The 21,652-nt window shown below is 35.1% G+C and carries 23 protein-coding genes and 1 pseudogene; 16 read left to right on the top strand and 8 right to left on the bottom strand.

Annotated features, from left to right (window positions below; all coding sequences use genetic code 11):
• The first annotated feature begins 493 nt into the window (after positions 1 to 493).
• On the top strand, positions 494 to 1,783 hold the full coding sequence (locus tag SJY37_RS10345; RefSeq protein WP_298325541.1) for a PD-(D/E)XK nuclease family protein: 1,290 nt from the start codon (positions 494 to 496) through the stop codon (positions 1,781 to 1,783).
• A 37-nt stretch (positions 1,784 to 1,820) separates the two neighbouring features.
• Here the strand turns inward: SJY37_RS10345 and SJY37_RS10340 are convergent.
• A pseudogene (locus tag SJY37_RS10340) lies at positions 1,821 to 1,928 on the bottom strand (IS110 family transposase); the annotation flags it as partial.
• A 252-nt stretch (positions 1,929 to 2,180) separates the two neighbouring features.
• Here SJY37_RS10340 and SJY37_RS10335 point away from each other — a divergent pair.
• The 7 genes from SJY37_RS10335 (at position 2,181) to SJY37_RS10305 (ending at position 6,959) form a co-directional block, all read left to right on the top strand.
• A complete protein-coding gene (locus SJY37_RS10335; protein ID WP_298325544.1) occupies positions 2,181 to 2,573 on the top strand; it encodes a hypothetical protein in 393 nt (130 codons plus the stop codon).
• A 379-nt stretch (positions 2,574 to 2,952) separates the two neighbouring features.
• Positions 2,953 to 3,672 (top strand): hypothetical protein, encoded by a 720-nt coding sequence (locus tag SJY37_RS10330; RefSeq protein ID WP_298325546.1) that lies wholly within the window; start codon positions 2,953 to 2,955, stop codon positions 3,670 to 3,672.
• A gap of 36 nt (positions 3,673 to 3,708) precedes the next feature.
• The gene (locus SJY37_RS10325; RefSeq protein WP_298325549.1) at positions 3,709 to 3,894 is read left to right on the top strand and encodes a hypothetical protein; all 186 of its coding nucleotides are present in this window, start codon (positions 3,709 to 3,711) and stop codon (positions 3,892 to 3,894) included.
• A 147-nt stretch (positions 3,895 to 4,041) separates the two neighbouring features.
• Positions 4,042 to 4,878 carry a LytR/AlgR family response regulator transcription factor gene (locus tag SJY37_RS10320; RefSeq protein ID WP_379953046.1) on the top strand — a complete coding sequence of 279 codons (837 nt, stop codon included), beginning with the start codon at positions 4,042 to 4,044 and terminating at the stop codon, positions 4,876 to 4,878.
• 122 nt (positions 4,879 to 5,000) lie between these two features.
• On the top strand, positions 5,001 to 5,663 hold the full coding sequence (locus SJY37_RS10315; protein WP_298325555.1) for a CPBP family intramembrane glutamic endopeptidase: 663 nt from the start codon (positions 5,001 to 5,003) through the stop codon (positions 5,661 to 5,663).
• A 55-nt stretch (positions 5,664 to 5,718) separates the two neighbouring features.
• Positions 5,719 to 6,090 carry a hypothetical protein gene (locus SJY37_RS10310; RefSeq protein WP_298325557.1) on the top strand — a complete coding sequence of 124 codons (372 nt, stop codon included), beginning with the start codon at positions 5,719 to 5,721 and terminating at the stop codon, positions 6,088 to 6,090.
• 506 nt (positions 6,091 to 6,596) lie between these two features.
• Positions 6,597 to 6,959, top strand: coding sequence for a hypothetical protein (locus SJY37_RS10305; RefSeq protein ID WP_298325559.1), 363 nt, complete (start codon positions 6,597 to 6,599; stop codon positions 6,957 to 6,959).
• Between the two features lie 119 nt (positions 6,960 to 7,078).
• Here SJY37_RS10305 and SJY37_RS10300 read toward each other — a convergent pair whose 3' ends face one another.
• Positions 7,079 to 7,234, bottom strand: coding sequence for a hypothetical protein (locus SJY37_RS10300; RefSeq protein WP_298325563.1), 156 nt, complete (start codon positions 7,232 to 7,234; stop codon positions 7,079 to 7,081).
• 141 nt (positions 7,235 to 7,375) lie between these two features.
• On the opposite strand from SJY37_RS10300, the gene SJY37_RS10295 reads away from it, so the two are divergent.
• From SJY37_RS10295 to SJY37_RS10275, 5 genes are all read left to right on the top strand, one after another.
• Positions 7,376 to 8,395, top strand: coding sequence for a hypothetical protein (locus tag SJY37_RS10295; RefSeq protein ID WP_298325566.1), 1,020 nt, complete (start codon positions 7,376 to 7,378; stop codon positions 8,393 to 8,395).
• A 547-nt stretch (positions 8,396 to 8,942) separates the two neighbouring features.
• Positions 8,943 to 9,614, top strand: coding sequence for a TlpA family protein disulfide reductase (locus SJY37_RS10290; protein ID WP_379953045.1), 672 nt, complete (start codon positions 8,943 to 8,945; stop codon positions 9,612 to 9,614).
• A 119-nt stretch (positions 9,615 to 9,733) separates the two neighbouring features.
• Positions 9,734 to 9,880 (top strand): hypothetical protein, encoded by a 147-nt coding sequence (locus SJY37_RS10285; protein WP_298325568.1) that lies wholly within the window; start codon positions 9,734 to 9,736, stop codon positions 9,878 to 9,880.
• A gap of 56 nt (positions 9,881 to 9,936) precedes the next feature.
• Positions 9,937 to 10,101, top strand: coding sequence for a hypothetical protein (locus tag SJY37_RS10280; protein WP_298325570.1), 165 nt, complete (start codon positions 9,937 to 9,939; stop codon positions 10,099 to 10,101).
• A 147-nt stretch (positions 10,102 to 10,248) separates the two neighbouring features.
• The gene (locus SJY37_RS10275; RefSeq protein ID WP_298325573.1) at positions 10,249 to 11,355 is read left to right on the top strand and encodes a two-component regulator propeller domain-containing protein; all 1,107 of its coding nucleotides are present in this window, start codon (positions 10,249 to 10,251) and stop codon (positions 11,353 to 11,355) included.
• A 67-nt stretch (positions 11,356 to 11,422) separates the two neighbouring features.
• Here the strand turns inward: SJY37_RS10275 and SJY37_RS10270 are convergent, their stop codons facing one another.
• Entirely contained in the window at positions 11,423 to 14,848 is a 3,426-nt protein-coding gene (locus SJY37_RS10270) for a methylmalonyl-CoA mutase family protein (RefSeq protein ID WP_298325576.1), read from the bottom strand.
• A gap of 144 nt (positions 14,849 to 14,992) precedes the next feature.
• Here SJY37_RS10270 and purU point away from each other — a divergent pair, with 144 nt between their 5' ends.
• The 3 genes from purU to SJY37_RS10255 all read left to right on the top strand — a co-directional run bounded on the left by purU (position 14,993) and on the right by SJY37_RS10255 (position 16,926).
• On the top strand, positions 14,993 to 15,847 hold the full coding sequence (gene purU / locus SJY37_RS10265) for a formyltetrahydrofolate deformylase (protein WP_298325579.1): 855 nt from the start codon (positions 14,993 to 14,995) through the stop codon (positions 15,845 to 15,847).
• Between the two features lie 80 nt (positions 15,848 to 15,927).
• The gene (locus SJY37_RS10260; protein ID WP_298325581.1) at positions 15,928 to 16,638 is read left to right on the top strand and encodes a DUF4197 domain-containing protein; all 711 of its coding nucleotides are present in this window, start codon (positions 15,928 to 15,930) and stop codon (positions 16,636 to 16,638) included.
• Between the two features lie 120 nt (positions 16,639 to 16,758).
• Entirely contained in the window at positions 16,759 to 16,926 is a 168-nt protein-coding gene (locus SJY37_RS10255) for a Lacal_2735 family protein (protein WP_013749631.1), read from the top strand.
• Here the strand turns inward: SJY37_RS10255 and SJY37_RS10250 are convergent.
• The 5 genes from SJY37_RS10250 to SJY37_RS10230 form a co-directional block, all read right to left on the bottom strand.
• Positions 16,906 to 17,703 (bottom strand): ABC transporter substrate-binding protein, encoded by a 798-nt coding sequence (locus SJY37_RS10250; RefSeq protein ID WP_298325585.1) that lies wholly within the window; start codon positions 17,701 to 17,703, stop codon positions 16,906 to 16,908. The two genes, SJY37_RS10255 and SJY37_RS10250, sit on opposite strands and share 21 nt — an antisense overlap.
• A gap of 1 nt (position 17,704) precedes the next feature.
• Positions 17,705 to 18,526 carry an orotidine-5'-phosphate decarboxylase gene (gene pyrF, locus SJY37_RS10245; protein ID WP_298325590.1) on the bottom strand — a complete coding sequence of 274 codons (822 nt, stop codon included), beginning with the start codon at positions 18,524 to 18,526 and terminating at the stop codon, positions 17,705 to 17,707.
• A gap of 42 nt (positions 18,527 to 18,568) precedes the next feature.
• A complete protein-coding gene (gene prfA / locus SJY37_RS10240; protein ID WP_298325592.1) occupies positions 18,569 to 19,648 on the bottom strand; it encodes a peptide chain release factor 1 in 1,080 nt (359 codons plus the stop codon).
• Between the two features lie 103 nt (positions 19,649 to 19,751).
• A complete protein-coding gene (locus SJY37_RS10235) occupies positions 19,752 to 20,477 on the bottom strand; it encodes a hypothetical protein (RefSeq protein ID WP_298325593.1) in 726 nt (241 codons plus the stop codon).
• A 251-nt stretch (positions 20,478 to 20,728) separates the two neighbouring features.
• Complete coding sequence (locus tag SJY37_RS10230; protein WP_298325595.1) at positions 20,729 to 21,454, bottom strand: hypothetical protein; 726 nt, start codon at positions 21,452 to 21,454, stop codon at positions 20,729 to 20,731.
• Positions 21,455 to 21,652 lie beyond the last annotated feature (198 nt).

The following is a 21,652-nucleotide window of genomic DNA, read 5'->3' as shown; positions in this document are numbered from 1 at the left end:
TCAAAATCAGAACACCTCAAAAGTCGTTGAAATATCGAAGAGATGAGTATAAATCAAGTTAGAGGAAATCCGCTAGGATTTTGAAGCTCTTTGTGTCTTTCTATTGATAAACGGTGATATGGTGACTAAGCGGTTATTTGATGCCTTCCTCTCGCTGTGCTCGTCGGAGGCAGGGCTGAAAAATGTCTTTATTTGTACATCATAATTATAGAAAGCTCAAACGTTGTTGCGCCTGTGCATTCCTCTCGCTCGTTCCTCACTCGCCGGATGCAAGAACTACAGCATAAAGCGAATGTTGTGCCTTAATATTAATCTTATCCAGCATCATTCTCTCAGTCGCTAGCTCCTTCGTCGATGATGAGAGAGGCAAGTTTGAAAGCTCCACGCGCGGCGCACAACTCCAAAATTCATTGTATATTTAGTCCAAACAAACCTGACCATAAATTAAAACAAATCAGTAATCCCGATAGCTATCGGGAGCCGCACTCGCTTTATGCAGTGGCCTGTTGGTAGCAATTTAACAGCAACGTCAAAAGATGAGAAATTAATGAAAAGTCTTCTTGAAAAAATTAAGATTCTTAATTATAAATATGAAACACTGAAAACAAATGACAATTTCAATGTTTTCAAGATTTTAAGAAAATATAATGATGAAGTTAATTTACATTCAAAATTCATCTGTGAACTTCTTAATCCAAAAGGTTCACACGGCTTTAATGATTTATTTTTAAGATTATTCATTGAAATAATAAAGAACAAAACGATTTCTATTTCTGAGAAAACAAAAGTACACAATGAAAAAAATATTGGTCCAATTAACGAAAACAAAACCAAAGGAGGACAAATAGATATTTTAATTGAAAACCAAAAAGGAAATTCAATAATAATCGAAAATAAAATACACGCAGGAGACCAAGAAAATCAGTTATTACGTTACAAAAACTTTAATAAAAATGCTGAAATTTATTATTTAACATTGAAAGGTAATGAACCATCTCAATTTTCTTTAGGTACACTAAATTTGAGTGAAATTATTTGTATTTCATATACTTTAGAAATTAGAGACTGGATAAAGTTGTGTATTGAGAAAACTTCGATTAAACCGAAAATTAGAGAAACGCTTACGCAGTATTTGCAGCTAATTAATGAATTAACAGGAGAAACATCACTAATGGAAGAAAGATTAGAATTAATAGAATTACTTGGTAAAAACAATAATATTATACCAGCTTCTAAAATTGCTGAAAATTGGGTGCATATTAAATGGCACACAGAATTTGATTTTTGGAATGATTTAGAAGAAATAATAAAAAGAAATTCTAAATACGAAATAACTGAAATTCAAAAATTTTCAGAAAATAATCTTAGTTCAGTCATACATAAAAGTAGAGGGAAAAATCCTTGGTACGGAATTCTATTTAAAATTTATAAAATTGAAAATTTAGACTATTGTATTTTTATAGAAAGAGGTAATGACAACGTTTATTTTGGTTTATTAATTTTAAATGAAAATAAGGAAAGGGTAGAAAATTCAAATACCATTCATAAAAAAATATCGTTAGCTTTAAGTAAATCAGTTGAATGGAATAATATAAATTGGTTAGGAGTAAAATATTTAGAACCAAAAATTAATTTTGAACTTTTTAATCAAGAAACTACTTTAAAATTGGTCAATAAAGAATATAGAACTAAATATCTTGAAAAAAACTGGAAAATAATTGAAGATTTTATTAAACTTTGTGAGGTAGAAATAAAAACTGCCACCAACAAAGAACTGAGTTAAAAAACAAGTCTACTTCGACCACGCTCAGCACAAGCTTTTAAGCTAATTTTGATCTATAATTTACGTCATAGTATCTTCCTGATTTTATGATGGCAAAAGCTTGTTTTAAGAGCTTATTTACCACTGCGATGAGAGCTAGTTTTTCTCTACACTCATACTAATTATTCTTTAGCGAAAGCGTACTTCTTACAATCAACTTTGAAATCGCTAAGCGCAGTGCACAACTCCAAAATTCATTCTACATTTAGATCAAACTAACAAGACCATAAATAAAAGCTAACCAGCAATCCCGATAGCTATCGGGAGATGCACTCAATTTATGTATTGACCTGTATGGAATAATTTGTAACAATTTTAATGTAGAGCGTCTAACATACATTATCACTAAATCAAAAAAATGATCACTAAAATAGTAATGACCTCAAGCGCCTTATTTTTGGCAATTACTGGAATCCTTCTTTCTTTTTTACCCAATGAAATAGCAGATTATCTGAATATAGAGCCAAACATTATTACAATACTCTTTTTGAAAATAATGAGTGCGTTTTACATGGGTTTTGGAATTTTAAATTGGATGGGAAGAGGAACGCTAATCGGAGGGATTTATAATAAACCAATTGCTGTTGGAAATCTCATGCATTTTGGAGTTGGGGCAATTGCGCTTGTTAATGTTGTTTCTCATATCCAAGAACATTCAGAAATTTTTATTTCGCTTACCATAATGTATGTACTTTTTGCAATACTTTTTACTTACATTTTTAGAACTAATCCGATTAAAACAGAAAAGTAGCATAGAACTATTGCCGCCCAAGAACTGAGTTAAAAAACAAGTCTACTTCGGCTTCGCCCAGTACATGCTTTTAAACTAATATTCATCGGTAATTGACGTCAAAGTATCTTCTTGATTTTATGATGGTTAAGACTTGCTTTAAGTCCTTGTTTGCTAATATAACAAATGCTCTTCACTTCTTATTCTTGGGTTACGCTTTCGCGAAAGCGTACTTCTTTCAATCAACTTTGAAACCGCTACGCGCGGCGCACAACTCTAAAATTCATTGTATATTTAGTCCAAACAAACAAGACCACAAATTAAAGAAAACAGGCAATCCCGCTAAATATCAGGAGCCCCACTCGCTTTATGCAGTGGGCTTTTATCCCAATCCATATCTATGAGAATAATTATTATTTTATTTATATGTGTTCTGTTTTCAAATTGCAATGGGAAATCAGATAAGCTGAGCACATTTAATAATTTAAAAAATACTGTTTGGATTGATTCGCTATGTAATGAATTTCATTTCAAAGATTCTACATTTATAAAAAAACGCTTATTTGAAAAAGAATCAAATCTTGACGAAGTTGGCAAATTGAAATTACATGATGATATTGAACTACTGTTTATCGACGATTTTGATAAAATTAAGAAATACTATCTAAAAAGTGAACTAAAAGAAAAACTAGAATTTATACCCTTAGATAAATACCTTAATAATATAACTTTATTTAAAAAAGATTCAATTAAAAAAAGTGGCCTAGAAATATTAGAGCTAAAATTAAAAATAAGACCCTTCTTTCTTTCCTCTTCAGGTTTAAGAGATTTGACCATTACTCAAGACAAAAAAATAGAATATAGAAGAGCAGAAAACAAATATGAATTGAAAACAGTCACATTTTCTGATTCAACTTTTAATCAACTAGAGAAATACTTGGAAATTTTGCAGCTTGACAAATACGAAGACAAGTATGAATTTGCTAGTTTTGATGGAGCAAAATATGAATTAAATATAAAAACAAATCTATATACCAAAACTATTGAATGTACTCAACTACCAACAGAAGGGTTATGGAATTTGATTTCATTTATTGATTATAAATTACAAACAGAATAACAACTACACACAACAAAGAACCAACCTAAAAAACCTATGAAAAACCTACTCAAAAGCGACACCTTGACAAACCTCTTATGGACTTCCTTTGGAGTCGTTGGTGCATTAAGTTATTACGCAGAAGAGAAGTATTTAATTTGTTGCCTCTTAACCTTAATTGCAGTCTTGTATGCTTATAAATTATTTAAAAGTATTACCCAAAATAGAGAAATTAAAGAGTAACGAGATTCAGAATAATTAATAATTCAGCCTTTGTAATTCCTAAAGCTAGTATCTTTCTCCAAACATTGATTATTATATAGATACAACAAGCTACCAATACAGCAATCGCATCACCCTGCATTCAATTTATCAGAGAGCTTCTCATTCATGAGTACTAAACAACCAGCCAAGGATACTCCCAACACGCGTGACCACTCAACTACCCGTAGAGCTGCATGGAATTTGTTTAAAAAAGTAATCCTATTCGTGATTTTCTCTTTAGTGGTGAATCATCTGGCAACGCGAGAGAGTTTCCCAGACGGTGAGTCATATCGATTTCCCCTGGAAGGTTTTCTATCGTCTCTTGCCTTGTGTACGTTCATTGGGATTATAGCGTATCTTAATTTTAAATTTTACGAGAGAAAGTATTTTTCAAAAAAGGTAGAAATCAAATCTATCTCTTGGTATATGGTCACTACGCTTGGATATATTACCATCATGTATATCCCGTTAGGTATACTTCTAAATAAAATTGCGGGAGGAGAAACTGAATTTTATTACTTACTAACTGGACTGCTAGTTACCTTGTTGGTAAGTTTCATTCTCATAGGGTTTGCATATTCCCTAGATATCTATAATTTATATAAGCTGTCCATAAAAGATGCCGAAATCACTATTGAAAGTGGCGCAACAATAACGAAGCTTTCGTATGATAATATTGCCTGCTTTTACAGCGAAAATAAAATTGTTTATGCTGTTCAAAAAAATGGTAAAACAATTACCTCAGATTTCACATTAAATGCACTTGAGGAAAAGATAAATGATCAATTATTTTTTAGAGCAAACAGGCAAATCATCCTCCATAAAGATGCTGTGGACCACATTGAAAAGATTGAAAATAGCAAGTTGCGTGTCCAGTTAAAAACTGCTATTGAAAACAAAGCAATCCATAATATCACCATTAGCCGTTATAAGCGAGAAGCATTTATGAATTGGTTTCAATAACATGCAACGATACAGTCTGCTATTCAGTTATTAATTTGCGACCATTCGGTAAAAACATAAGTGTTTAAAGGGTTTTTAAGAGATTAAGTTCATTATTTCGTATTGAATTTAAAATCAAGAAAATGAACAAACTTACCGTACGACAAATAGTAATTCCATTAGTTACCCTTGCAATTATTTGTTTCATGTACTTTGGACCAATTACCAGAACACCTTTTGAAAATATAATTATCTCTATGATCATCATTATAGCAAATTATATAGAATACAAGGGAAAACCATTTACGGCGCTTGGATTTAAACGTACAAATTTCAATGCAAAAAATCTCCTTGTACATGCTCCGTTAGTTGCACTGGCACTCTTTATTTTTTATGTCTTTGCTGTGGTTCCGGGAATCGAGATGCTCACAGGAGTTCCTATTGATTATTCCAGCATGAGCCAGTTGGAAGGAGATCTTCAAACCACAATCGTCTGGTTATTGTTAGTGTGGGTTACTGCGGGATTTGGAGAAGAAATTATTTTTCGAGGTTATCTTATGCGACAGTTCGTCAAGTTCTTTGGAGATAGTAACATCAGTCTTGCTATTAATATTCTAGTCATTTGTGGTTTTTTCGGATATATGCACATGCAGCAAGGAATCACGGGGCAACTTGTTGTAGTAATTATAGGAGCACTCTTATCTATCATATTCTACAAGCGCAAATACGACTTGTGGTTTATGATTATGATACATGGCATTTTCAACACACTAGGTATTTTAAGTTTTTACTTTGGCCTAGCATAGCGATCTCAATTTATTCATTACTTTTAATGAAAACCACAAGAGCAATTACGCCAAAATGCCGCAACAGCTTATTATTTCCATAAGATATCAGAACGACAAACCTGATGTGCTAATTCAAAAAATCGTCCAATTTTTTGACACCTCAAAGGAGGTAGATCTCAATAGTGATGATTATACTACTCAGTTTCCCGAAGCTAATGGTACAAAGTCTTTTGCAATCAACTTTTCATATAAAGCTAGAGACTATAAAACTGCGGTCTATGAAATACTATTAAAAGCTAATAAATTAGGCCAATTCTGGACAGTACAAGGACCTGTGAAAGCAAAAAGTAATTACTTTATGATGCATATAGAAAATGATGATCGTAATGACTTACCAGAAAACATCATAGGCTATCGCATTATTTTAAATTCTGAATTAAGTTAGTTCTAGCATAAAAAGTAAACAAAGGAACCATCATACTTTTAGTATAGGTTTCAAATAGATTTCGCACTAAAAAATTTCAACAGTTTTCTTTTCACATAGAGGAAATTATCATTGTTGGTTTTTACGCTTTCGCGAAAATGTGATTGTCATTTACAGATGTGAAGTCTATATGTAAATCAGGTAACATTATAATTCATTGTATATTTAGTCCAAAAAAACAAGACCGAAATTAAAGCAAACCAGCAAAGCTTGTACTGAGCTTGTCCAAGTATGCCGCACTCGCTTTATGCAGTGGCCTGCTAGCAATAATATTAAGCGAACATCGAGGAAATATACCGCAAAGCCGAAAGTACTAATTTAAACGGCGCAACTGTAAATGAAAGATTATACATTTCTGGACTTTTAAATGAGTTTGATAAAGCAATGAAAAAGGATAAAATCAAAGCAAGAGAAATTTTGAAAGCTCTAAAAGTGGACGAAAAATCGATTGACCAAATAGTTGCGAAGTGAAATACAGTATTCCAGAAAAACGCGAATTGACAAAATATGAAATTGAGTTTTTAACATATTTGTGCGAAAAAGAAAAAAAAGAATGGTTAACCCAAATTAAAGGTTTGAAAGTCATCGCAAGATGTGGTTGCGGAATTTGTCCGACAATATTACTGGGAAATTCAATAAATTTAGAAGTTCAATCCAATAAAAAATTATGGATTGATTATTACGCTGAAGATGATAATGGAAATCCGATTGGAATATCAATTTTCGGAACTGAAGAAATGCCAACTGAACTTGAATTTTTCTCTCTTGATGGTAATGCCGATGTTAAAAAAATACCGAAAATAGAAACGCTGAAAAGCAATGGTAACTAACTGAGCGAAAAAAACTATTGCCAACAAAGACCTGAGTTAAAAAACAAACCTACTTCGGTTACGCTCAGCACAAGCTTTTAAACTAATTTTAATCCATAGTTTTCATCGTAGGGTCTTCTTTATTTTATGATGACAAAGACTTGCTTTAATAGCTTATTTGCCACTGTAATGATGGCTATTTTATTCCTACTCAACTCTCGTTGTGCTTTCGCGAAAGCGTGCTTCTTGCAATCAACTTTGAAAGTGCTACTTACAGCAGCAACTCCAAAATTCATTGTATATTTAGATCACACAAATAAGATTGCAAATCATAATAAATCAGCAATCCTGATAGCTATGGGAAATCGTGTGTGACTTATGCAGTGGCCTGATGGTAGGACAAAATCAGAAGAATAATATAATTTTAATATATCTCTATGGATATTAGAAACATCGATTTTAAGAATCAAGTTATACCTTTCTTAATTCCGCTTGCACTTGTAAGCGTGTTAATCCTTTTTTCGAAATCAACTCAGTTTTTAGCAAATCCTAGTTTGATTTCTGTAGGGATAACTATAGACTTAATGCTAACCGTTCCATTGATTTATTTCTTTTTAATTAGAAAAAAGGAAATTCCAAAGCAAACAGTTGTTCTAGTTGTAATTATTTGTCTTTTTATCTGTTACAAAATAATACCCACAGAAAATCAAACCGTATTGCCATTTTTAGGCACCTGGCTGTTGCCTATTTTAGAAATTGGAATTATCGCTTATATTCTAATAAACCTTCGAAAGGCACGACTGAACTATAACAAAAATAGGGGCAATTATATAGATTTTTATACGGTTGTAAAAACAATTTCTCAAGACCTTCTTCCTAATTTTATGGCGAGAATAATTGCGACAGAAATTACAGTAGTGTACTATGGTATTATAAAGTGGAAACGCCGCCCGCTTAAAAATGGAGAATTTTCGATCCATAAAAAAAGCACTTCTATTTCAATATTATTGGGCATTATGCTAATCATCGGCGTAGAAACTACGGTCTTTCATTATATCTTAGAGCAAGAAGGCAATCCAAAAGCATGGCTAATCACCTTTTTAAGTATCTATTCATTACTACAAATTCTAGGTTTCCTGAAATCTATTATTAAAAGACCAATCTCTTTTGAAGAAGATATTCTTCATTTAAGATATGGCATAATAAAGGAAACTTCTATTGAGTTAAGCAACATTAAAAGTATTGTACTTTCTTCAAAAAATAAATACCAAAAAGGGAGTAGACTCTCCATTTTTGGTAAACATGAGAATCATAATGTGACCCTAACTCTAAAAAAGATTGGAATTCTTTATAGTCTATATGGCATAAAAAATAATTTTACAACAATCTCATTTCATGTAGACGAACCACAAAAGTTTTTCAATAAAATGTGTGAATCTATTAAGGAACTTGAATAAAAGTAAACTGTTACCTAGTTTAATTTTATTATTGAGCTTTTACATTATTTGTTTAGACGGATATAGCTAGCAAGGAGAAATGCTCTTATTGTTGTGTGCCAATTCTAAAGACAACAAAACCTAAACATAATGGTGACTTTAGGGCTACATCGAAAGGTCTGAGTATATCTGTGATGTTGCAAAATCTTATGAGTTTAGCTCTAGAATAACTCAAAACAATAAGCCTTAGCCAAGTACGCAGATAGAAATAAAAATTCCCTTGTCCCTCCACTACCCTTAACTTAATTGTGGCGGCTAATTTCCAAAGGACCTATTTTTCATATTAAGATAAGCCACGTCCAACGCAGTTGCGTTCTAGAAAATCTCCGCAGTCGTCCGTTTCTCACTCGTCAAATGCAACTTTGAAACCGCTATGCGTGGTGCATAACCCCGAAATTCATTGTATATTTAGTTCAAACAAACAAGACCGCAAATTAAAGCAAATCAGCAATCCATATAGCTATCGGGAGCCGCACTCGCTTTTGGCAGTGGTCTGTCAACCATAATTATGAAGAGAACATTGATATTTTTTTTACTAATCTCGAATTATTGTAATTCACAGAACTTCGTAAAAATTGGTGATAGTATTTTGTCCGAGGTTGATTTTCAATCTCATTATAAAACGATAAAACAATACTACTTTCCAAAAGAAACAGAACTCAATTATTTTGAAGAAGTCACCAAGAATGACTCACTTATCAAAAATGCCCACATTTCGGTGTACATGAATAAATCAGAGCACTCTCGAGGATTTTTTTATTTATTGAACAAACCATTTCCTGATTTTAACCTTAAAGACTCGAATAATATAACGTATACTAATTCATCGGTGATTGATAAACCCACACTAGTTTGTATACTAAGTTCCAGATCAATTCCTAGCATGAAAAGAATCAAAGCGTTGAATTCATTATACTTCAACAATAAATTTAATGTCATCGGCTTCATTAAAGACGAGAGAATAAAACAATCACAATTAAGGAAAATCAAATTTCCATTATTATTGAATTCTTCTCAATGGTTGGATGATAATTTTAAGAATTATTATATACCAACGTTTTTGATTTTGGATGATCGTGGTTTTGTCACCTATTTATTTCCGGGCTACCCTCACAAGAATACAAAATACATCCCGGTAGATGAAATGCATAAGACTGTGTTTGATGCTTTGATCAAATAACTACAACCAACCAAGAACTATGTTATTCAATTACTAGTTGTTTACAATATGTTTTAGTTACAAAATCAAAAAACACAATAGCCATTTTCGCGAAAGCGATTTTTAAAATATACACGACTATGAAAATTGCAATCACAGTTCTTTTATTGGTTTCTATAGGTTGCAAAAATGAGGCTACCACTCCAAAACCTACGGCCTCGCTGGAAGAACTACAGACGCAGCAGTATATAGAGAGCAGTGTTTCTGCTTTACGTCGTGACTTATAATACAGCATTTAATAAAAAATAATATGATAAAAAAAGCTTTTGAATACTTGTTAATAATGTTGAGCATAACCGTAGCAATAGGTTGCTCGAGTGATGACAATTGTCCTGACCAATTAATAATTAACATCGATGATCCAGAAAGTATAGAAAGAGCTGAAGAGTGTGGTCTAAGTCCAGCAGAGCCTTTAGGTGAATCACTTTGGATTTATAAAATCCAATAAAACCAAAATTGATTAAAACCATAAATAGTATGCTCATTGTGTGTGAGACTTTTAAGACTATCTGGACAAAAGACAATCAGTAGTCACCTCACTTACTAATTGATTTGAATAGTTTACTTTTAAGTATCCACACTTAAAATTATAGCTATGACCTTCGGCAGAATTACTTTGATTGTATTTTCTATAGTGCTACTGCTTAGCATTTCTTGCAAAGAAGCGATACAAACGCCTGTTATAGATGAAGCTTCTCATCTCACCTTGAGCGATACGACCTCAGCTACTAAAACAACAATGGGGCCTACTGTCATTGATTTGGCTCCTCCTCCATTAAGCCAATTCATACGAAGAATCTTTCAAGATTCGCAAGGAACGATGTGGATGGGAACTAATGGTGACGGCGTGATACGATATAATGGAACGAGCGTAGACTACTTTTCTATAGACGAAGGTTTTAATGGTGAGGCCGTGCGTGCGATTCTAGAAGATAAAAATGGTAAGATCTGGTTTGGCACTAATAGAGGAATTACATCGCTTGACTTGACTATATCTACAACAACGGGAAAACCTTCTTTTATAAACTACACAGAAGCGCAAGGACTTAAAGAAAGTAATGTATGGAGTATGTTGCTGGACGCTGAAGGAACGTTGTGGATAGGAGCTTTAAATGGCGTTAATAGCTTTGATGGGACTACTTTTAAACCGTTCGCTCTTCCAGAAACGGTAGCAGATAATTCTAGAGGTGTTTCTAGTACTAAAATTGTGCATAGTATTATGGAAGACACGCGAGGCCGCTTATGGTTTGCTTCAAACGCTGGTGCCTTTATCTGGAATGGAGATACGCTAGAAACCTTATCTACAAAAGACGGACTTGCGGGAAATAATGTAAATGATATGCTAGAAGATCGCGCAGGAAATATCTGGTTTGCAACACACCATAAAGGCGTGAGCCGCTATGACGGAACTTCATTTACAAATTTTACCACAGATGGCATCATTACGGGTGAAGAAGTTTGGTCACTCTTTCAAGATTCAAAAGGGAACATCTGGTTTCCTGCCGAGAATGCGGGTGTGTATCGTTATGATGGAAAGAAATTCACCAACTTCACAGAGGCAGATGGTGTGCAGAGCAATGCTATACAAAGCATTTATGAGGATGCATCTGGAACCATATGGCTAGGAGGATATCTTGGCCTCTCAAGATTAAAAGATAATCGCTTTATACATGTTACCGAGAGCGGACCTTGGAAGGATTAAGCTTGAAAAAAATCAATAAAAAAGGCGACCCTCTGGGTCGCCTTTTTTTAATAACTATCATCTAGTCTTACATATTACGTCTGTACTGTCCTCCTACTTCAAAGAGGGCACTTGTGATTTGCCCTAGAGAACAAACCTTAGTCGCCTCCATAAGTTCTTCAAAAATGTTACGGTTATTAATCGCTGCATCTTGTATCGTCTCAAGTTGTGCTTCTATCTTATCTGCTTTCTCCTTGTGGAGGTGATTAAGCATATCGATTTGATATTGCTTCTCCTCTTCGGTAGCTCTAATTACTTCTGCAGGGCGCACGGTAGGACTTCCTTTTGAACTCAAGAAAGTATTTACTCCTATTATTGGGAACTCACCGTTGTGCTTAAGCGTTTCATAATACAAGCTTTCTTCTTGAATTTTAGAACGCTGGTACATAGTTTCCATTGCTCCTAAAACTCCTCCACGCTCTGTGATTCGGTCAAATTCTAGTAAGACTGCTTCTTCTACAAGCTCTGTAAGCTCTTCTATAATGAATGATCCCTGTATTGGGTTTTCATTTTTAGTAAGTCCTAGCTCTTTATTGATAATAAGCTGTATTGCCATTGCACGACGTACACTCTCTTCTGTAGGCGTTGTAATCGCCTCATCATATGCATTTGTGTGTAACGAGTTACAGTTATCATAAATCGCATATAATGCTTGCAGAGTAGTACGGATGTCGTTAAAGTCAATCTCTTGTGCGTGTAAGCTACGTCCAGATGTCTGGATGTGGTACTTAAGCATCTGTGCACGTGAGTTTGCTTTGTACTTTTCCTTCATTGCCTTTGCCCAAATCTTACGAGCAACACGACCTATTACCGCATATTCTGGATCGATTCCGTTTGAGAAAAAGAACGATAAGTTAGGACCAAATTTATTGATATCCATCCCACGGCTTAGGTAGTACTCTACATAGGTAAATCCGTTAGACAATGTAAGTGCTAGTTGTGTGATAGGGTTTGCTCCTGCCTCTGCAATGTGATATCCAGAGATAGACACACTATAGAAGTTACGCACCTTTTGCTCGATAAAGTACTCTTGTACATCTCCCATTAAGCGCAGTGCAAACTCTGTAGAGAAGATACAGGTATTTTGCGCCTGATCTTCTTTGAGAATATCTGCTTGTACCGTACCACGCACTTGTGTGAGTGTCTCTACTTTTATGCGGCTGTACACATCTGCTGGTAATACTTGATCACCCGTTACTCCCAGTAGCATTAAACCTAGACCATCATTTCCTTCTGGAAGATCGCCTTGGTATGCTGGACGTGTTTTTCCTTTGTAGATAGCTGCGATTTTTGCTTCTACCTCTGCTTCTAGTTCGTTTTCTTTAATGTACTTCTCACAGTTTTGATCGATAGCGGCATTCATAAAGAAACCAAGTAACATAGGTGCTGGCCCGTTTATGGTCATACTTACCGATGTCATTGCATGACTTAAGTCAAAACCAGAATAGAGCTTCTTTGCATCATCAAGACAGCAAATACTTACTCCTGCATTTCCTATTTTTCCATAGATATCTGGACGCATTCCTGGATCATTACCGTATAACGTCACAGAGTCAAAAGCCGTACTCAAACGCTTAGCTGGTAATCCAGCACTTACATAGTGAAAACGTCTGTTAGTACGCTCTGGTCCTCCTTCTCCTGCAAACATTCGTGTAGGATCTTCTCCCGTACGTTTAAAAGGATATAGCCCTGCTGTGTATGGGAATTCTCCTGGTACGTTTTCTTGTAAACACCAGATTAAAATGTCTCCCCAGGCTTGGTACTTAGGTAATGCTATTTTAGGGATTTCTGTATGTGATAGCGATGCGCTGTGCGTAGGGATTTTAATCTCCTTATCTCTTACCTTAAAGGTATACACAGGTGCTTTGTATCTATTTACTTTTTCTTCCCAACCAGTGATAACTTCCCAGTTATACGGATCAAGATCCATTTTTACTCGGTCAAACTGTGCTAGCAACAATTTAATAAGGTCTTTATCTTCTTCTGTGTTTTCAGTTGTAAAGTCGGCTAACTGTACTCCTGCTTTGTCTAGTGCTGGAGCTGTACCGGCAATAGTTTCTATGGTCTTATAAATTCCGTAGAGACGTTGTGCTGTTTCTTGTTGCGCTTTCGCGAAAGCGTCATATGCACGGTTGCTCTCTGCAATCTCACTTAGGTAACGCGTGCGAGATGGAGGAATCACAAAGATTTTCTCACTCATCTCTTGGCTGATCTCAAACGTACTCGTAAGATCAGACTCGTTTACTGCGTTTACTTTCTCCATGATACGCTTATAAAGCGTGTTCATTCCTGGATCATTAAACTGGCTCGCAATGGTACCAAATACTGGCAAATCATCTTGATGTACATCCCACAAATTATTATTGCGCATGTACTGCTTCTTTACATCACGTAATGCATCTAGTGATCCACGCTTATCAAACTTGTTGATAGCTACTAGATCTGCAAAGTCAAGCATATCGATTTTCTCTAGCTGTGTTGCTGCACCAAATTCTGGTGTCATCACATATAAAGAAACATCACTGTGTTCTATAATCTCTGTATCAGACTGTCCTATTCCCGAAGTCTCAAGAATGATTAAGTCATACTCGGCTGCTTTTAATACCTCAATAGCCTCTCCTACATACTTAGAAAGTGCAAGATTACTCTGGCGAGTTGCTAGTGAGCGCATGTAAACACGGTCACTATTAATCGCATTCATACGGATACGATCTCCTAGTAGAGCTCCTCCAGTTTTACGCTTAGAAGGATCTACAGAAATCAATCCTATTTGCTTCTCTGGGAAGTCAATTAGAAATCTACGTACTAGTTCGTCTACAAGAGATGACTTTCCTGCACCTCCTGTACCTGTAATACCAAGTACGGGTGTAAGCGAGTTTTCATTCTTTTTATGAATTGCGTCAAGCGTATCCTTTGCAACCTCTGGAAAGTTTTCGGCAGCAGAAATTACTCTAGCGATTGCCGTAGGCACTTTTTCGCGTAAGCTATCTACAGTTACATCAAGCTTATCTCCTATGGCATAGTCAGATTTTTGTACAAGATCATTAATCATCCCTTGTAATCCCATGGCACGTCCATCATCTGGAGCGTAGATACGGGTAATCCCATAGTCCATGAGTTCTTGAATCTCTTCTGGCAAGATCACACCACCTCCACCTCCGAAGATTTTAATATGTGATGCTCCCTTCTCTTTAAGAAGATCATACATATATTTAAAATACTCATTGTGGCCACCTTGATAAGAGGTTATCGCAATTGCATTTGCATCTTCTTGTATTGCGGTATTTACCACTTCTTCTACCGAGCGATCGTGACCCAAATGGATCACCTCAACGCCTGTGCTCTGAATGATACGACGCATAATATTTATAGCGGCATCGTGACCATCAAAGAGTGCAGCTGCAGTAACTATTCTAACTTTATATTTTGGTGTGTAAGGAGTAGCTTGTTCCATCTGTAATTATTGGTGTGTTTGATGATGTAAATTTACGTAATAATCAGTAAAAACGACGCTTGAATATGAATAACACAAAAAGGATTGTTTATAGCTGAATTGCGTAATAATAATTGCAATTTAGAGGTAATAAAAATCTGATTTATGGCACATCTTACACTGCTTATACATTGCAAAGATCAAAAGGGAATCATCGCTTCTGTGACTAATTTCATACTTGATCATGGCGGAAACACCACCTACATAGATCAACATGTAGATGCGCAAGAAAATGTGTTCTTCATGCGATTAGAGTGCTTTTTTGAACAAGCAGATTTTAATGTGGAGCTTTTTACAAAAACTTTCGCTCAAGACATAGGAAATCCATTTGAGATGCAATGGCAGTTATATCCTGCTACGCAAAAACTGCAAATGGCAATTTTTGTTTCAAAATACGACCACTGCCTCTATGATATTCTGGGTCGTTATAATGCCGGAGAACTCCAAGTAAACATCCCGTTTATTGTGAGTAATCACAAGGATCTAGCTCATATTGCAGCAAATTTTGATATCCCATTTTACCATATTCCCGTTACAAAAGATACGAAGGCACTCGCAGAGCAACGCCAGCTAGACTTACTGCGAGAATTTAAGGTTGATTTTATAGTTCTTGCTCGCTATATGCAGATTGTGACGCCTACTATTATAAGTGAATACACGCATCGCATTATAAACATACATCACTCCTTTTTACCTGCCTTTGTAGGCGCAAAGCCTTATCATGCAGCATTTGCTCGTGGTGTAAAAATTATAGGGACCACAAGTCACTATGTGACAGAAGAACTAGACGCGGGCCCTATTATCGAGCAAGACACCATACGTGTAACTCACAGCCACACCATTCCAGACCTTATTGCAAAAGGTAGAGACCTGGAGAAGATTGTACTCTCAAGAGCCATAAAATTACACGCACAGCACAAGTGTTTTGTTTACGGTAATAAGACGGTGATTTTTACTTAACATATGAATAAGCTGAGTTGCGCTTTCGCGAAAGCGCAATTAAAAACTATCTTTACCACACATTAAAAACCCATAGTATCATGAAAAAGATTATCGCTGTATTTGTTTTGTTTTCACTAATCTCTTGTGCCGAATTGCAAGGCGTAATAGATAGTTTACCTACAGAATCTGGAACTTCTGGAATTAGTAACCAAATGATAGGTAACGGTCTCAAGCAAGCGTTAGACTTTGGAATTGATAAACAGGTAACAAAACTTACGTCTACAGATGGGTTTTATAAAAACGAATTGGTAAAAATATTACTTCCAGAAGAGTTACAAAAAGTAGATAAAACACTAAGAGCAATAGGCTTAGGAAGTCTTGCAGATGAAGGTATCAAAGCCCTAAACCGCGCTGCCGAAGATGCAGTGAGTGAAGCAACGCCTATCTTTGTAAATGCTGTAAAAGAAATAACATTTATAGATGTGCGTAACATTTTATTAGGATCTGATAATGCTGCTACCTCATACTTAGAAGGAAAAACACAAACAGCACTTTATGGAAAGTTTAATCCTGTGATAAAAAATAGCTTTGCAAAAGTAGGTGCAGATCAAATATGGACTAACCTAATTACAAAGTATAACGAGTTACCACTTACTAATGATGTAAACCCTGACCTTACAGATTATGTAACGCAACAAGCTCTTGAAGGAGTTTATAAAATGATTGCGGTAGAAGAAAAGGAAATCCGTACAAAAACACAAAGTAGGACTACAGATCTTTTACAGCGTGTATTTGCACTTCAAGATTAATAAGATTATTCTTACATTAATCACTTGATTTTTATGCAGTTATAGTATTTCAGATTGGTTTTTTTTTAATACATTTAAGTAGAGAAAATAAGTTTAACCCCAAATTAACCTACTTGTATTATGAATTCCCAGTATAAACACCAGCGCATCAAGACCTACATGGAGCGCAAGCACAAAAAACTTGTAGAAGAGGCCTATAATTTAAAATACACAGATCACGAGCAAAGCGATGTACTTACCTTTGAAGCACTTCAACTTGATTCAAAATTAAAGTTCTTGCAATTCTAGTTGTGATCGTAAATTTCTAAAGTATGAGTATGCCTTAAGAAGCCTACTCCCATACCATGAGAAATACTCACCGTCTACTAATACCACTCTAGCAGTGGTATTTTTTTTGAATAATGCGATATGTTCTTCCTTAAATGGAAAAGGCTCTGATGATAAGAAGATGTAATCAAGATTTGCTAACTGTTCTGTTTGGACCTCTGGGTATCTACCTTCTAAAGAAGTAAAAGCATTTTTAAAACCTGCTTCTTCTAATAGTGTGTTTATAAAAGTATGTGCACCGGCAACCATCATTGGTTCTTTCCAGATAAAGTAGCCTACATGACCTTGAGTAGATGTCTTTAGCTCCTTTAAAAATTGATTGCGCTCATTTGTAATAGCGGTAACTAGCTGTTGAGCTTCTTCCTCTTTTTTAAAAATTACTCCGTATTGTAGTATGAGATCTAGAGACTCTTGTACGCTTATAATATCTGATGTGTGTACCGGAGCAATAGCCCGCAAACTTTCTACAATCTCTTTTGTGTTTTCTTCTTTATTGCAAAGAATAATATCTGGCTGTAGCGCGGAGATTTTTGCAATATCTACTTGCTTCGTGCCTCCCACTACTTCTTTATCACCACGCAGATGCAATGGATGAACACAAAATTTTGTAACACCCACAATGCACTCTTCTAACCCCAGGTGAACTAGAAGTTCTGTCTGGCTAGGTACTAAAGAAACAATGCGCAGTGGTGTATGATCAAACTCTAGACGAGTGCCTATTTGATCTGTAATGTTCATATTAGATATGTTCTATAATGAGCTCTCTCATTTCTTCTTGCATTTGCTGTGCAACATTACGCGCGGCGATGGCGAAGTCTTCTCCTTGAGAATTGTAAATAATACCTCGAGAAGAATTAACAAGAAGCCCTATATCTTTAGTCATTCCGTATTTACAAACTTCACGCAGGCTACCTCCCTGCGCTCCTACTCCTGGTACGAGTAAGAATGCCTCAGGAATAATAGCACGTATATCTGTGAGGTACTCAGCTTTTGTAGCACCTACTACATACATAAGCTGCTCACTATTGGTATATGACTTAGAGGTTTCAAGTACGTGCTTGTACACTTCTTTACCGTCAATCTCCTTTGTTTGAAAATCGAAGGCTCCCTTATTTGAAGTAAGCGCAAGCAATATAGTGTGCTTGTCATTAAATTCCAGAAATGGCTCTACAGAATCTTTACCCATGTATGGAGCAACCGTTACAGAGTCAAAGCTCAAGTCCTCAAAAAATGCCTTAGCATATCGAGTAGATGTATTCCCTATATCTCCACGTTTTGCATCTGCAATCGTGAATTGCTCTGGATACTTTTCGTTTATATAGTTAATTGTTTTCTCTAGCGCCTGCCATCCTTTGATACCATAAGCTTCATAAAATGCAGTATTAGGTTTATAACCAACACATAAATCGTGTGTGGCATCTATAATCGCTTTGTTAAAAGCAAAAATAGGATCTTCCTCTTTCAATAAATGCGCAGGAATCTTATCAAGATCTGTATCTAGACCAACTATTAAAAAAGATTGCTTCTTTTTAATTTGGGTAATTAAATCAGCTGTTTTCATTGTCGTTTATTTCAGATCTAGATAATAGTCAGCTTTATTATGCTATAATTCTCCTTCAGTAAATTTGAGTTTCTCTGTATTCTCAACAAGTCTTAACTCTTCAAGAATTTTTTGAATATCACCATTTACGATATTCTGTAAATCGTATAATGTTAATCCAATACGGTGATCCGTTACACGTCCTTGAGGATAGTTATACGTACGAATCTTTGCACTACGGTCACCACTACTTACTTGTGAGTTACGTTTTGCCGCATCTTCTTCTTGCTTCTTAGCAAGTTCCATATCATATAAACGTGAGCGTAGTACTTTAAAAGCCTTCTCCTTGTTTTTATGTTGAGATTTTTGGTCTTGACACTGCGCTACAAGTCCTGTAGGGATGTGTGTTAATCGTACTGCAGAGTATGTTGTGTTTACAGACTGCCCACCTGGTCCAGAAGAACAGAAAAAATCTACACGTACATCTTTAGGCTCTATTTGAACATCAAACTCCTCTGCTTCTGGAAGTACCATTACTGTTGCAGCACTGGTATGCACACGACCTTGAGTTTCTGTTTGCGGTACTCGCTGTACACGGTGTACTCCAGCTTCAAACTTCATAGTACCGTATACATCTTGCCCTGTAATTTCAAATTGGATTTCTTTAAATCCTCCAGAAGTACCTTCAGAATAATCTACCGTGCTATGTTTCCATCCTGGGACAGAATCTACATACTTCGTATACATTCTGTATAAGTCTCCCGCAAAAATACTTGCTTCATCACCACCAGTTCCAGCGCGTATTTCTACAACGACGTTCTTTGCATCTTCTGGATCCTTAGGAATAAGCATCATTCTGATTTTTTCCTCAAGTTCAGGAATACCAGTTTTTGCCTCATCGTATTGCATCTTGGCCATTTCAACCATTTCTGCATCACTACCATCGGCTATGATTTCTTCGGCTTCTTTGAGGTTTTCACTAAGCTCTATATATACCTCACGCACTTCCATGAGTGCCTTAAGATCGCTATATTCCTTATTGAGCTGGACATAGCGCTTTTGATCTGTTATAATATCTGGTTGTATGATGAGATCACTTATCTCATCAAAACGTTGCTTTACTATCTGTAATTTTTCTAACATCTACTTTCTATAATAAGTAGCGAATTTACGATAATTTAAACAAGGAATGAAAGCTAAATGGAGGTCTATATACGCTTTCGCGAAAGCAAAAAAGAAATAGTGATTAATACGATTGAGTAAGTTGATTCTTCTCTTCTTCTTTATTATCTACATCCAAAACCGTGTATATAAAAAAGGCCAATCCTAATGCGGCACTAACAAAATCAATATAATAGAAGAAACTAATTCCAAAATAGTACCCAATAAGAGATGCCACGTCCGAAAAGATAAAACAAAACACAAAAAACAGAAAAGCTAATGATCTATCACTATTAATAACCTGGTTATATAACACTGCTATTGCTCCTAATAAACTTATGATAATTCCAAAAAGGAACACGAGACCAGACTGAAAAGACCCTTCGTAACCTTCCTTTACCTGAGATATTAGTTCATTAAGTATAAGCATATTGAGACCAATAAAGACTAAAGTAAGTAGTATCGCAGCTCTATCTTTTAAAAATGCATTAAACATATCTAGCCGCTTTATAATAATAAGGCTATAAGTCACACAGCCAAGAAGGATATAAGCTATCTGCCCAAAGTTTTTATAGTAGTAGAAAACGGAAAATTCTCGCAGCGATAGCATTACTAAAATTGCAATCACTATAAACCTAACACGAGGTGCTTTGATTACGTAGTAAATGAGAAAGACTAGTACTGTAAAAAGTTGCATGTATCTTAAGAGATAAACATGACGCCCTAAATAAACAGACAGTATGTTTAATACTATAAGACCTAGAGTTATTAATGGTAAATATTTACCTGCTTTACGTAATAAAAATTGCATTAGTCAATTATTGGTTGGGGGAACACTAAAAGCATTTTACTTGTTAATAAAAGTAAGTAAAAGTAAAAATATAAATACCGCCTCAGATAGACTTTAACAAAACTAAATAATGATAAACAGCTTAAATAAAGATATTTACAACCCAAATTAATACAATCACACGTGTCGTACATTGCATTAATAAAGCGATGCGGTCACAGTAAAGAAATAATTATAGAGAAGTTGGTAATTAAAAAAAGCACCCCAGCTCATTAAGATAACATATCATATTGCTCTGCTTCTTCAAGCTGACTACTAGTTTCAATAACTGTATAAGAAAAAAGACCTAATCCTACTGCATAAGCAACACGGTCTACGTAAAAAAGCATCTCATATCCAAAGTAATATGCAAATAACGAGGTGACATCACTGGTAAGAAAACTAATCATAAATAATATATAAGCAAGAGATCTATTACTATTATACACTTGATTATAAATGATTGCTGTTGCTCCAAAAACAATCATAAACACACCATACACATAAAATAAAAAAGGGTCAAATGGACCTTGGAACCCTACATTAATAAAACTAGCAATTTCACTTAGGGCAAATGTATTGAGAACAACAAATGCAAGTGTAAAAATCAAAGCACTTTTATCTCTACTTATCACTTTAAGTATATCTCCTCTTTCTAAACAGATAGTTGCATATGCCGCAATACCTAATATAAGGTATAATGTATGTCCTACATTAGTCTCATAAAATAGCACCGCTATATCTCTAGCTAGCAAACTAAATAATATTACAAGGACTATAAGACTTCTTTGAGATACGCTTAAAAGATAGTAGGCTACATATACTCCAATTGTAAGTAAGCGTATTATCCTCATAATCTCTAAATCTGAGGTAAATACAGCTACTATATTAATCAAGATTACAAAACCGATGATTAATGGTAATCTCCTACATTTTATAGCGGATGTAATTTTCTCCATACGGATAGTTATTTGACTAATTAGGGGTAGTTAAATAATCGTTTGACTTGGAATAGAAAATATACGAAAAAATGATAGTCAGCAGATTTCTGAAATCATAAAAAAATCCTAAAACAAACAGCTAACTTTCCTAAAAGCAAATTATTACCATGTGTGAAACAAAACTTAGCACCCTATTTCTTGTGCATAAAAAAAGGC

This window comes from Dokdonia sp. R78006 (genome assembly GCF_042466145.1).
GTDB lineage: Bacteria > Bacteroidota > Bacteroidia > Flavobacteriales > Flavobacteriaceae > Dokdonia.
This window is presented reverse-complemented; position numbering and strand designations above follow the sequence as displayed.